Raw genomic sequence first — 12871 nt, 5'->3', positions numbered from 1 at the left:
GGATAGTTGCTTGCGCGGGGTATTTGCGCGTGCAACAATAAATACCGCGTCTGCAACTATCTTAGGTGCCTTCCCGTACCGAGTACAGCTCAAAGGAGCATTTCGCATGCCTACTGGTTTACTGGCCCTTGCCCTCGGCGGGTTCGGAATCGGACTCACGGAATTCGTCATCATGGGGCTGCTGCCCGAGGTGGCCGCCGACTTCGGTGTCAGCGAGGCATCGGCGGGGTGGTTCATCTCGGGCTACGCACTGGCCGTGGTGGTGGGCGCCCTGGGACTGACGGCAGCGGTGACCCGTCTCGACCGGAAACCCGTGCTGGCCACCCTGTTGGTCCTGTTCATCGTGGGGAACCTGCTGGCGGCAACGGCGTCAGACTATTGGCCCATGATGCTTGGCAGGGTTATTGCAGCCCTTGCCCACGGCGCTTTCTTCGGCATTGGTGCCGTTGTGGCGGCGGACATGGTGGCGCCGGCGAAGAGGGCAGGCGCCATTGCCCTGATGTTCACCGGCCTGACGGCAGCCAATGTCCTGGGTGTTCCGTTCGGGACCCTGCTGGGCCAGGCTGCCGGATGGCGCGCCACCTTTTGGGCCATTACCGTGATTGGCGTGGTGGCGCTCGCCGGGATCCTGGCACTTGTTCCTGCCACCGCCGGCACCAGGGGGCAGGCCGGCGGGCTGCGGCGGGAGCTGCAGGCCTTCCGGTCGGGCCAGGTCTGGCTCTCCATCGCAGTGACCATCCTGGGATTCGGCGGCATGTTCGGGGCCTTCACCTACATTGCGTACACACTGACCGAAGTGTCCGGTTTTGCCGCCACCACCGTGCCGTGGCTTCTTATTGTGTTTGGCGTTGGCCTCTTTGCCGGCAACACCCTGGGCGGCAAGGCCGCCGACCGGAATGTGGACCGGACCCTGCTGGTGGTGCTCGCCGTCCTGGGTGCAGTTCTGGTGGCCTTCGCGCTCACGGCCGGTAACCAGGTGCTGACGGTTGCCTCCCTGGTCCTGATGGGCGGCTTCGGTTTCGCCACTGTTCCCGGACTGCAGATGCGGGTGATGAAGTATGCCAGCAATGCGCCCACGCTGGCGTCCGGCGCCAATATCGGTGCATTCAACGTGGGCAACGCGTTGGGCGCGTGGCTGGGCGGGGTGACCATCACCGCGGGGCTTGGCTACACTTCGCCGATCTGGGCCGGCGCGGGCATCACGCTCCTGGGCCTGGCAGTGATGGCCTTCGCCGCGGCAGCCGCCAGGCGGAGTGACGCACCCGGTCCGGTGGAAGTACCGGAGCGGGCCGGTGACCCACTTCCCGCCCGCTGATACCGGCGGGGCCCGAGTGCAGGGACTGTTGCGCACCGGGGTTAACCAGGTGTGACCTGCACAACCTGTTGGCTGGCAGGTCACACCTGGCATTGGCGAAGATGCCGTGGACTATGCGGACTTACTCAGGTTTTGGACCTGCATCCGCGTTGGCAAGTGCTTTCCTGGCGTAGGCCCGATACCGGAGCACCTTGTACGCCAACAAGGCGGCAGCAGCCAGGAGGCCGCCGGTGGTGATGGCCGCGACCACGGCTCCGGGCCCGGTGGAAACGTACCCGGCCAGGGCCGCGAGGGCAATCGGTGCCACCGTGCCGAACGTGCCCCCGAAAGGTGCACTGCCCGGAGCCGGCGGCTGGTCCTGTCCGGCGGCTGCCAAGGGTGCTTCCGCATCCCGCTCCACGGTGCCGCGCTGGTTAGCCCTGGTGCGTTCCTCGGCTGTGGCGCCGGGGGTGACGGGCTTACTCAGCTCGGAAAAGACGGGTTCGCCTTCCCCGGCGGGGGCAACCTGGAACCGGTATGCTGCACCGTTCTCCAGGCCACGGACCACCATCCTCGAGGCGCCGTTCTCAGCAGCCTGGATGGCACCCACCTGGTTACCGTTGGAATCGACGGTCCGGACGAGGAAGCCTGCCGGTGCGGGATTCGCAGGTGCCGGGTTGACCGGTGCGGGATCGACGGGTGCCGGGTCCGCGGGTGCGGGGTCGACCGGCGCGGGATCGGCGGGTGCCGGGTCCACTGGTCCCGAATCCACGGGTGCGGGATCGACGGGTGCCTGGTCCACCGGTCCCGAATCCACTGGTGCGGGGTTCGGGTTGGCCGGAGCGGGATCCACCGGTGCGGGGTTGGGAGCTGGATCCGTACCCGGCGCCGGGTCAACGATCACCACAACCTCGCCATCGCCCGGAATGACATCCACGCCGTCGTTGGCACCGTCGTCGGTTCCGCCGTCGGTCCCTTCGTCGACCTCGTCCTCGGTCACGTCCTCGGTCCCGTCGTCGGTTCCGCCGTCGACGCCGTCTTCGACTTCGTCCACGTCGTCATCCACGTCTACGGGATCCTCATCCTCCACCCCGTCCCCTTCACCGTCGTCGAGCCCGTCGCCGAAGACCAGGGTTTCGATGTTGTGTAGGGTGTCCGTGCCGTCCTCGCCGCCGTTGTGGGTGACTGTGGTGACAGAGCCAGGGGAGCCCATGGTGCCGTCGCCGCCGGTGGTGGTGATGGTGTAGTTGGCTTCCAGGTCCGAGAAGACCGCGCTGTCCGTCCCTTCGGCGGAGGTCAGGATTTCCCGCACCACGATGATGTTGGCTGGATCCACGGTCCCTGCGAACACCGCCTGCTGGAGCGTGGGTCCGGTGAGGGCGCCGTCGGCGGTGCGCTGGTACTGGGCGGTCATCGAGGTGGCGCTGCCGATCTCGGTGGACGCATCTGCAGCGTTGGTGCGGATGCTGAGCCGGATGCTCAGGTAGCGGTCGCCGTCGATGATATCGTTGCCGCCGCGGCCTTCGAGGACGTCGCCGCCACCGCCGCCGAGAAGGATGTTGCCTTCGCCCCAGACCTGGGGCCCGTTCAGCACGGGGCATTCCTGGGATGCGGATGCGTTGACGACGTCGGCGAGGGGCGTCGGAAGGGACGGGATGAGCTGGTTGAGCCCGGCGATGCGGTCCACGCCGGCCTGGTCCAGGACGTCGCAGCCGATGAAGCCGCCACCGCCCCTTGTGCTCGGGATGATGTCATCCCCCCGGAGCACGTCATTGAGCGGGCCGCCGGAGAGGGCTTCCACCTCGTTGTACCTGTCCCGGACGCCAACCTGGAGGATGTCCAGCGGCTCGATCGGAAGCTCGAGGTCGGCGTCCTGGGGCTGGGGATCGAAGAGCCCGATTTCCCAGTCGTAGCCGGACGCGCCCGCCACTTTTTCGACGCCGGGGCCGGCAATGCCGATGTCGTCGCCGCCCTCCATGTCGTAGTCGTCGTCGCCGCCCTGGCCCATGAGGATGTCATTGCCGGGCTTCTGCGAGTCGTCCAGGAAGAACAGGTTGCTGGAGTCGCCGATCAGGAGGTCGGGGCTGTCGCCGCCTTCCACCCAGTCATTCCCGCCGCCGCCGAAGACGGCGTCCAGGCCTTCACCGGCAATCACGAAGTCGTCATCTTCACCGGCGAACGTCTCGTTTGAGTTCGCACCGCCGTTGATGAAGTCCCTGCCGTCGCCGCCGATGAGGATGTCCAGGCCGGGGCCGCCGTCGATCGCGTCATTGTCCGGCCCGCCCTTCAGGATGTCGTCCCCGGCGAGGTCGGTGATGATGTCGTTTCCGTCCCCTCCCAGGACGGTATCGGCGCCGTCACCGCCTTCGATGACGTCGTTGCCGAGGCCGCCCCACATGGTGTCGTTGTCCACACCGCCGTAGATGCGGTCGGCATTGCTGGATCCGTTGTACACGGCCTGGCCGTTGATGCCGGACGGGTCCACCGAGTTCGAAGCACGGTACTTGATGGTGCCGTCGGGCATGCGGATCAGCAGTGCTGCCTCGTTGCATTCCGACGCCGGATCGTCCGCGACGGTGTTGCCGGAAGCGGCGAAACCTTCCGGAGTTCCGGCCAGGTTCTTCAGCTCGAACTTGCAGTCGGCAGTGGCAAATGCGTCGGCTTTCAGCGCCTGGGCATTGGTGTTGCGCATGATGATCTCCGCGAAGGAGTTCCCTTCGAGCTGCGCCATCAGGTTCATCCCGGGGGTGCGGGCCAGGTAGTAGAGCCGGTCACCGTTCTGCAGATCGGTCATCTGGCTCTCGAAGACGTAGTTGAACGTGCTGCCGAGCAGGCCGCCGAACAGGTTGGTCCGTTCGGCCAGGCCGCCCATCCACAGGTCGATGTCATCGAGTCCGGTGGTTGAGGCGGTGCCGTTGTTGGCCCAGCCGTCGATACTGTTCATGAACGCCACGGCGTCCTCCGGCGCAACCTCACCGGCCAGGGTGTCCGGGCTGACGATCAGCCGGGCCGCCGTGCGCTTGGCCTCAAGGGTGGTGGCCTGCACGATCGAGGGGTGCTTGCCGTAGGCGGCCACGAAGTTGACCAGCGACTCCGGGTGCTTGATGTTTTCGCCGAAGTCGATCCAGTTGGTGTACGGCTTGAGCTGGCTGTCGTTCGTGGCGCCATGCAGTTCCCGGCGCAGCGCATTCAGCGTGGGCAAACCTTCCGACCGGGCACGGGTCAGGTTGATCGCGGCCAGGTCCATGGGCAGTCCCAGCAGCTTGTTCCGCAGCGTATCCGTGACGAACTCGTCCAGTTCGCTCCCGACCTGGTCCGACATTCCCATGATGATGCTGCCCGCGGCCTCCTCGGAGGTCAGCGGCCCGGCGGGGCCGCCGTCGGTGTATTCGGGCGGATTCAGGAAGCCCTCCAGGAGGGAGATATCGTTCTGGGACCCGCGGACGTCGTCGGAATTCCCCCACACCCCGTCGGCACCCGGGCCGTCCTCGTTCCGGCGGGAAATGGTCTCCGTCAGCATCGAGTGGCCGAACCGGTACACGGCGTGGGCGAACTCGGCGCTGACCGCGGGATTGATGTCCGTCTGCGAGAAGGCGAAGGGTTCGAAGAGGTTGATGGCGGGCTGGATTTTCCGGGCGAACTCCTCGAAGACCAGGTGCTGGTACTCCATTTCCGCGATGAACCGCGCGGCCTGGAAAAGCCGTTCGCCGTTCCAGCCGTCCGCGCCGGTGGCAAGCTTCCACTCGGGCAGGGCGGCAGCGCCCCGGGTGGACGTATCGGTGCTGAGAACGCGCTTGATATCTTCCACCAGGCGGTCATGCTCGGAGTGGAAAACCTGGTGGATGGCGGTCAACCCGATGTTCTCGTTGACCCTGCCGTCGCCGGCGATGAAGTGTGCGTTCAGCATTTCGTCGTCATACGTGCCGGGAGCCTGGCTCATGAAATCTGCAGACGCGGAGGTGTCTGCATCCGGCACCGGCGCGACACGCGGTGTTGCCGGGTTGTGGTCGGTGTCCTGCGGCGACGGATCGGCGTTGTGCGCGATGTCCGTCAGGAACGGTGTGTGGAAGTACAGCACGTCCTGCGGCACCAGGGTTCCCAGGCCACCGTTCGCGGTGCGGTCTGCCTCGACCAGTCCTGACCTCGTGACAAACTGCGGGAGCCCGTTCTTCGGGCCCGGGATGAACTTCCCATAGGCATCGGCGGCGAGCATGGGGACGTTGAGGACATCCTTGTCCAGCAACTGGATGCCGAGCAGCTCCCGGGCCTGCTTCTTGGTGGTGGCCCAGGTGGCCATGCCGCCGGCCTCGGGCGTGCCGGCCGGGCCGCCCAGCAAGGCACCCGTCGATACCGGCTGCCCGGCTGCGTTATTGACGTACTCGCGCAGGAACACCTGGTGGGAGGAATGGGACGTGTACGTCTGGCTCTGGTCTACCCAGGGCGAGTTGGTGTTCAGGGCATCCTGGACATCGTCCTGCGTCCCCAGGACACCGTCCGCGCCCGGCTGGTTCATGCCGCGCGTCAGGACCATAAAGCGCATGTGCGGATTGAGGTCATCCGCGTTGCCGAACACGTGGTCCGGCCCCGCGATCAGCGGGTCATCGGCCTTGAGCGGAACATAGACGGTGCCGCCGCCCTTGACCGTCTGGTCGATGCCATGGTCAAAGAACTGGCCGAAGAGGGTGAAAAGGGAGTTGTAGGGCGGTGAGAGTCCGACGTCGGTGGTTACGTTGGGAATGAACAGGGTGTTGTGCGAGGGGACGCAGCCGTCCGGCTCGGCGGCAACGGGAGGAACCGCCTCCGGGTCCGGGTCGACGACGCAGGGCACCACGCCCTCGTTGCCCTGGGTCCGCGCCGGGAACCCGGCGGCGGCCACAGCGGCGGGGTTGGTTGACGTTTGGTCGGCGATCAGGTTGCTGATGGTTCGCGGCCGCGAGTCGAAAACGCTGCCGGACTTCTGCATGTAGCTCGTGGCGACGGGGGGACCGCCAAAGGAGCCCCTTTCGGCGTCGCCGAACGACTTGGATCCCAGCCGCGGGAACACCTGGTCTGCCGCGCCGAAGGTCTCCTGGCCCTGCTGGAGGTTGTTGCAGCTTCCGTCAACTGTGCGCAGCCCGTGGGACAGCAGCGGGCTGGCAAGCTGGTTGGGGCCGGGTCCCACCAGGGCGCCGCAGGGCCCGGTCTCGGACGTGGTGTTGGCCACGTGCGCTTCGGCGATCTTGATCTGCTTCAGGATGAAGGACAAGTCCGAAGGTGTCACCGTGAACCCTGCGCCCACGGGGGCCTGCACGGCATGGGCCGCGAGCGGCGGCAGGCCCATGGAGGCAGCCAAAGCGACTGCTCCTGATGCTGCCAGCGCCTTAAGGCCCCTTCCGCCGGTTTTCTGCTGTCCTGAGTGCGCTGACCCGCGTCGTATCGCTTTCATCCTGCACATGCTCCCCAGTAGCGCCGACTTCCCAGTCGAGTCGGCTGAACAAGGTCATGGTGCAGGGATGTTCTAGGGAAAAGCTTGGTGCCATCCCAAGGTCTACCGGTCACCGCCTTTGTCGTCGCCCGGGCCGTCGTCTGACTCGCTGTCGTCCCTGAGCCCGCCTTTGTCGTCGCCCAGGTCGTGCAGGGGGCCGTCGTCGGAAACCCCGTCCGGCCTGAGCCCGCCCTTGTCGTCACCCACATCGTGCAGGGGGCCATCGTCGGAAACCCCGTCCGGCCTCAGTCCGCCCTTGTCATCGCCCACGCTGTGGGTAGGGCTGTGGGTCGGTTGCAGCGGGGGATACGTCTGCAGTTCAACCTGGATGCGTTGTGTCTCCGGGGCCGTGTGGTCAGGTATCGCGGTGATGCTGGGCGTGGAAGTGGGCGTGGGCGTCGGAGTGGCAAGCAGGGCCGGCTGTTCCCCAGGTTTGGCGGTGCCGCTGCCGGACTGCACGTCGGCCACCACCACTCCGGGAGAGACTGCAGGGGGCGGGCCCGCATTGGCCTGTGCCCACACCGTAAGACTCGCCGCACCTGCCACTGCTGCGATGGGGAGGTACCAAAACTTTTTCATCGGTTCGCCTTTCCTTGTTGTGTTCCCACCCTGCCGGGCCACGGTGAGAGGGGGATGAGACTTTTATGAGAGACCTCTCATCCGCCGGAACGGGCAGGGGATGGGGCATCCTGAAGGGCCACGAACCGGTACCCGGCGCCGCGGACTGCCACAATTCTTTGGGGGCCGAGCTTGTTGCGCAGGTACCCCACGTAGACATCCACCACGTTGGAGGACCCGTCAAAGTCGTAGCCCCACACCCGGCTCAGCAGCTGTTCCCTGGTCAGCACCTTGCCTTCGTTTTCCACGAACACCCGGGCCATCGCGAACTCCCGGGCGGACAACGGCACCGTCCTGCCACGGACAGTTGCGCTGCGAAGGTCGACGTCCAGGCTGAGGTCACCGCTTGTGGGGGCCGGTGGGGCCGGAAAGCCCGCCGTGTGGCGCAGCCGCAGGCGGATCCTCGAGAGCAGCTCCTCGAAGCGGAACGGTTTGCTCATGTAGTCGTCCGCGCCGCCGTCGAGCGCTGCCACGGTGTCCTGGACGGAATCCTTGGCGGTCAGGACGATCACCGGAACCGTGCAGCGCATAGCGCGCAGCGCGGTAAGCACCGCAAAGCCGTCCATCCGCGGCATAGCGATATCCAGGATGAGCAGGTCGAACTCGCCGGAACTGGCGTAGTCCAGCGCCCGGATGCCGTCCTCCGCCGAGGAGGTGATGTACCCGGCAGCCGTGAGGCCCTTGGCGATGAAGCTCACGATCCGTGGTTCGTCGTCGGCGATCAGTATTCGGGTCATGGGGTTCCTCCGGGCAGGGAGAGTACGAATGTGCTGCCTTCATTGACCTGCGAGATCACCCGCAGTGACCCGCTGTGGGCTTCGGCGATGGCCTTGACGATCGGCAGCCCCAGGCCGGATCCTTCCGTGCCACGCGATACTCCGGCCCGGGCGAAACGGTCAAAGATCCGTTCCTGGTCGGCAGCGCTGATGCCGCATCCCGAGTCCGCCACCCAGATTTCGACGCCGGCCCCGGAAAGTGCGGAAGGTGCAGGCGGCACAGTGCCGTCCGGCGCCGCAACCCAGGCTGCGCCGAGGGATATCAGGTCATGCCGCCGGGTGGACTGCACTGCATTAGCCGCCAGCTGCTCCACCGCCTGGGTGAGGCGGTTGCGGTCCGCGCGGAACCGTCCGCCCGGCATAGTGTCGATCTGCCACCGCCGGTCCGCCAGGACCTTGATCCTGTCCATGGCCGCCACAAGGAAGGAATCGGCGTCGACCCACTCCAGCCGGACAAAGTCGGGCCGGCCGCTCCTGGCCAGCAGCAGGAGCTCGTCCACCAGAGACTGCATCCGGTCCAGTTCCTCCAGGAGCAACGCCTGGGTCTCACGGACGTCCCGGGGGTCTTCCGCCTGCAGCAGTTGAAGATGGCCGCCGATGATGGTCAGGGGAGTCCGGAGCTCATGGCTGGCGTCATCCACAAATTGGCGCTGGTCCGCGATGCCCGCCTCCAGCCTGTCCAGCATGCGGTTGAAGTCCGTTGCCAGCTGCGAGACGTCGTCGTCACCGGGCGGCACAAGGACGCGGCTGCTCAGGTCCTCGAACGTAATGGATTCCGTGGCCTGGCGCAGGCGGCGGACCGGAACAAACAGCCGGCCCGTGACGGTGAAACCTACCGCTCCCGCCAGCAGCAGCGTACCCAGCGAAGCCACGCCGAAGGTGCCAAACGACGCCATCATCTGCTCGCGCTGGCGGCCAATTTCGTTCGCTGCCACCAGGAGCCCGCCGGGGGCCCCGCGTTCCAGGGATACGGACGTGATGGCCAGGCGCACCGTCCGGCCGTCCAGCGTCACGTCATGGAAGGCGGTGCGGCCCTCCACCTGCGCGGCGCGTGCTGCATCCAGCACTTGGGAAGCATCGGGGGTGCTGGGTTGCCCGGCGGCTGGCAGGAAGGTGTTGCCGCCGATCACGGTGGCCATCACCGAGCCGTACCTGCCCGGAGCGTCACCCTGGAGGAACACGGTGAACAGCTCATCCAGGGAGGTATACGGCCCTCCACCCGGAACGCCCTGCTCCACGATGTCGTGCAGCCGCCCGGATTGAAGGAGGAGGTCCTCATTGACCCGGTTGTTAAGGTTGCCCAGGTCAAGGGTGAGGGTGGTGATGCCGGCGGCCAGCAGCCCGGCCGCCAGGAACCCAAGGACCGTGGCCAGGACACGGAACCGGACTGTTCGCAGTCCCGCCCGTACCAGGTGCCAACCCCGGCCCACCCGGATGGTGGCCACCCTCGCGGTTCCGGTACGCAGTTTCATCGTGTTTCCCATCCTTTGCCGGACGGCTGCACCACGGCAGCTGCCCGTTGCAAACCGCCCAGCAGCGGTTTTCTGCCACCGTAGGCTGGCCGGCTTGGGGAATTCTTTGGCGGCGGCGCGCTGGCTCCGCCCAGGACTACCTAGGTTTTTCCCAACATTTGAACCCGAAAATGAATCCGCGTGTTGACCAGCAAAAACGCGCTAATAGGCAGCTTTTTTCCCCGCACATCTGCCGGGCTTCCGCCGGATGGATTCCGAGTACCTGCCCTTAGGTACCAAGTACCTGGAAGGAAAGGCCACGTGAAGAAGCGAGTAATGAGCACTGTTGTTCGCCTGCTGACCCGTCAGTTCAATGGGACGCAGGCAGTACTCAACTACTTGGGGGGCACCATCGTGGCTACATTGGAGATGGCGAAGAAGAGCGGCGGTCCGGGGCTGGTTGCCGAAGTGTTGCCGCAGGCACCGGTGCTGACGATTTCGGTTTTTGGCCCGTTGACCATCCGCCGCGGGAATACGGAGCTGGGCTCGAATGATCTTGGCGGGCCCAAGCCCCGGCAGGTGCTGGAGATCCTTTTGTTGAACTTCGGCTCGGCGGTGTCCAAGACCCGCATCATGGACCTGCTGTGGGGTGACAATCATCCGTCGGTGGCGTTGCCCACCCTGGAAAGCTATGTCAGTGTCCTGCGGCGGCATTTGCAGCCGGGCACCGGGCGGAGCGGTCCGCTGCGGACGGTCACCGGCGGCTACGCGATCGACAGGTCGCTGGTGGACCTGGACCTGAACCGGTTCGACACACTGACCAAGCAGGCCAGCCAGGCCGACGCGCCGGCAGCGCTGGCGCTGCTTACCGAAGCACTCGAGATCGCTTCTGCCCCGCTGCTGGGGGATGAGTTGCTGCCGGCCTGGGCCGAGGAGGAACGGGCCCTTCACGCAGCCCGGGTCAGCCTCGCCCGGGTCCAGGCTGCTGAGACCGCCCTGGCCGTGGGGGAGGTGGTCAAAGCGATAACGTGGGGCGGCGCGGCGGCCAAGGAAGACCCCCTGAACGAACGGGCCTGGACCGCCCTGATTCTGGGGCTGGAACGCAACGGCGAAAAAACCGAGGCGCTGCGGGCGTATGACCGTTGCCGCCGGGTAATGGACGAAGAACTGGGTTGCGCGCCCAGTCCGGTGCTGAAGGAGGCACACGCCAGGCTCCTGACCAGCACCGCAGCCGCCCAGGGGCCAGCAGAAGCCCGTCCCTCCATCCACGTGGTGGCCGGCAGCCGCGACGCTGCACCGCAGCTGACCAAGCAGGAAACCGAACGGCTGCGGATCCTGATCGTTGATGACCACACCACCTTTTCGGACCTGCTGGCCGGGGCACTGGACCGGGAACCGGACCTGAAAAGTGTGGGGGCGGCGAAGTCGGTGGAGTCCGCGGTGACCATGTTCCGCGAGCTGCAGCCCGACGTCGTCATTATGGACCTTTACCTGACGGACGGCTCCGGCCTCAAGGCCGCCGAACACATCCTGTCGGAAGCCTCGGAAGCCCGGATCGTTATGCTCACCGGCAACCCTTCGCAGGACGCGCTGCGTGAGGCTGCCTCGATGGGTATTTGCGGGTTCCTCCCCAAAGACGGAGCCCTGGGAGTCATGCTTGACACCCTGCGGCACGCCCACCCCGGCAACATGATCGTCCACCCGGCCCTGGTGGCGGGACTGGGCGGCGCTGCCGGATCCCTTCCGGAACCTGCGGGCATGTAGTTAGGCCACCTACAGTGCGCGTACACCACGTGGAAGCGGCCTCCCACAGCATGAACAAGGCCCCTGGAGTAGACGAGCGTCGTGAGGTCCGGTCAGCTGTTACACGGTTCCTCACCGCGGGGTTCGTGGCCCTCGTCCTGGTTGCCACCCCCGTCGCGTTCTGGATCTGGGCTGAAGCGGAACGGCACGCCCTTGCCAACGCAAGGGACTTCACGCAGCGCCTGGCCGATAACGTGGTGGGGCCGCTGCTAACCGACCAACTCCTGGCCCGCGATCCCGCCGCGCTGGAATTACTCGACGAGCGGTTGGCGCCATGGCTGGCCAACGGCGGCGTAACCAGGATCAAAGTGTGGGACGAGCACGGCCGGGTGGTCTATTCGGACGTGAAGTCGCTCATCGGGCAGGATTTTGAACAGGAGGAATGGGCGCGCCGCCTCCTTGAGGGCGGGCCGGCGACCGCCACCTTGGAATCCCAGACCGGGGAAGAGAACGAGTACGAGGCTGATTCCGGCGAACTCGTGGAGGTCTACGCCCGCTCTTCTTCCGCGAGCGGCGCACCGATGATCTTTGAAACATACTCGTCAGGTGTGGCGGTGCGCGGCGAACAGCGGGCAGTGCTGATGGGCATGATTCCACCGATGCTGCTGTCCCTGGCAGTCCTGCAGCTGACGCAACTGATTCCCGCCGTCCGCCTGGCCCGGCGGATCCAGCTCGATCAGGTGACGCGCAATGCGCTGCTGCGCTGCGCGATTGAAGCGTCTGACCAGGAGCGCCGGCAGATCGCCAGTGAACTCCATGATGAAGTGATCCAGGACTTGTCGGGGCTGGCGTACGCTTTGGAATCGGAGGAGCGCTACGGTCCGCCCGAACTTCAGACGGTTTTCTCCAAGGCCAGGACGATGCTGCAGAACAACATCCGCAGCCTGCGCGCCATGACCAGTGAGCTCTATCCTCCAGACCTCGAAGAGCTTGGGCTGAAGGCTTCCCTCCTGCGGCTGGAGACACCCCTGGTGGAGCGCGGTATTGCCTTGACCATGGAGATCCCGGACAAGCTTGTGCTGGACCGGGACCGGGCCGTCCTGGTCTATCGCGTGGCGCGGGAAGCCCTGGTGAACGCCACGAAGCATTCCGCGGCCCAATCGGTGGCACTCCGGATCCGCCATGCCGGCCAGCGCACCCAGATCACGGTTTCAGACGACGGCCGCGGCTTCGATACAAGCCAGCCCCGCCCGGAAGGCCACTTTGGCCTGAGGATCCTGGGGGACACGATCCGGCAGGCGGGCGGCACCCTTGGGGTCCTTTCCACGCCCGGCGCAGGAACGTCCGTCACAGCGACCTTCGGGGCCGCCGCGCCTTCCGTCCGCTGGGCAAGCCGGCATCCCGCTGCGTCCCCACGCGAGGACTCCTTGCCACAGCATGTGCCGCTGAGGTCCCTGCCCGAACGCGGCGCCCTGAGGTAGCCGCCAGATGCGACTGGATGACGAAGAGGATTGAAAACGGTACT

Annotated in this window: 7 protein-coding genes and 1 pseudogene; 4 read left to right on the top strand and 4 right to left on the bottom strand. The window is 66.1% G+C overall.

Annotated features, from left to right (window positions below; translation table 11 throughout):
- The first annotated feature begins 106 nt into the window (after positions 1-106).
- The gene (locus tag B5520_RS14590) at positions 107-1315 is read left to right on the top strand and encodes an MFS transporter (RefSeq protein WP_079597803.1); all 1209 of its coding nucleotides are present in this window, start codon (positions 107-109) and stop codon (positions 1313-1315) included.
- Between the two features lie 106 nt (positions 1316-1421).
- Positions 1422-2444, top strand: coding sequence for a Cys-every-fifth RiPP peptide CefA (locus tag B5520_RS23260; RefSeq protein WP_368483727.1), 1023 nt, complete (start codon positions 1422-1424; stop codon positions 2442-2444).
- Positions 2445-3383: 939 nt separating this feature from the next.
- Here B5520_RS23260 and B5520_RS23255 read toward each other — a convergent pair.
- From B5520_RS23255 to B5520_RS14570, 4 genes and pseudogenes are all read right to left on the bottom strand, one after another.
- Positions 3384-5201, bottom strand: a pseudogene (locus B5520_RS23255) (peroxidase family protein); the annotation flags it as partial.
- 1620 nt (positions 5202-6821) lie between these two features.
- On the bottom strand, positions 6822-7337 hold the full coding sequence (locus B5520_RS14580) for a hypothetical protein (protein WP_079597801.1): 516 nt from the start codon (positions 7335-7337) through the stop codon (positions 6822-6824).
- A gap of 77 nt (positions 7338-7414) precedes the next feature.
- Positions 7415-8113 (bottom strand): response regulator transcription factor, encoded by a 699-nt coding sequence (locus B5520_RS14575; RefSeq protein ID WP_079597800.1) that lies wholly within the window; start codon positions 8111-8113, stop codon positions 7415-7417.
- The gene (locus B5520_RS14570; RefSeq protein ID WP_254865584.1) at positions 8110-9624 is read right to left on the bottom strand and encodes a sensor histidine kinase; all 1515 of its coding nucleotides are present in this window, start codon (positions 9622-9624) and stop codon (positions 8110-8112) included. Before B5520_RS14570 ends, B5520_RS14575 begins: the two co-directional genes overlap by 4 nt.
- Positions 9625-9939: 315 nt before the next feature.
- On the opposite strand from B5520_RS14570, the gene B5520_RS14565 reads away from it, so the two are divergent.
- Positions 9940-11367, top strand: a complete 1428-nt coding sequence (locus tag B5520_RS14565; RefSeq protein WP_254865583.1) for a BTAD domain-containing putative transcriptional regulator — start codon at positions 9940-9942, stop codon at positions 11365-11367.
- 14 nt (positions 11368-11381) lie between these two features.
- Positions 11382-12827 carry a sensor histidine kinase gene (locus B5520_RS14560; protein ID WP_254865582.1) on the top strand — a complete coding sequence of 482 codons (1446 nt, stop codon included), beginning with the start codon at positions 11382-11384 and terminating at the stop codon, positions 12825-12827.
- The last annotated feature ends 44 nt before the right edge of the window (positions 12828-12871 follow it).

It is taken from the genome of Arthrobacter sp. P2b (assembly GCF_900168295.1).
In the GTDB taxonomy this organism is placed as follows: domain Bacteria; phylum Actinomycetota; class Actinomycetes; order Actinomycetales; family Micrococcaceae; genus Arthrobacter.
The sequence above is the reverse complement of the archived record's forward strand: the minus strand, read 5'-3'. Positions and strand labels throughout refer to the sequence as shown.

What these genes read in the sequence shown, in the direction of transcription:
- B5520_RS14590 (WP_079597803.1), top strand. Translation starts at nt 107, where the DNA reads ATGCCTACTGGTTTACTGGCCCTTGCCCTCGGCGGGTTCGGAATCGGA.
- B5520_RS14580 (WP_079597801.1), bottom strand. Translation starts at nt 7,337, where the DNA reads ATGAAAAAGTTTTGGTACCTCCCCATCGCAGCAGTGGCAGGTGCGGCG.
- B5520_RS14575 (WP_079597800.1), bottom strand. Translation starts at nt 8,113, where the DNA reads ATGACCCGAATACTGATCGCCGACGACGAACCACGGATCGTGAGCTTC.
- B5520_RS14570 (WP_254865584.1), bottom strand. Translation starts at nt 9,624, where the DNA reads ATGAAACTGCGTACCGGAACCGCGAGGGTGGCCACCATCCGGGTGGGC.
- B5520_RS14565 (WP_254865583.1), top strand. Translation starts at nt 9,940, where the DNA reads ATGAGCACTGTTGTTCGCCTGCTGACCCGTCAGTTCAATGGGACGCAG.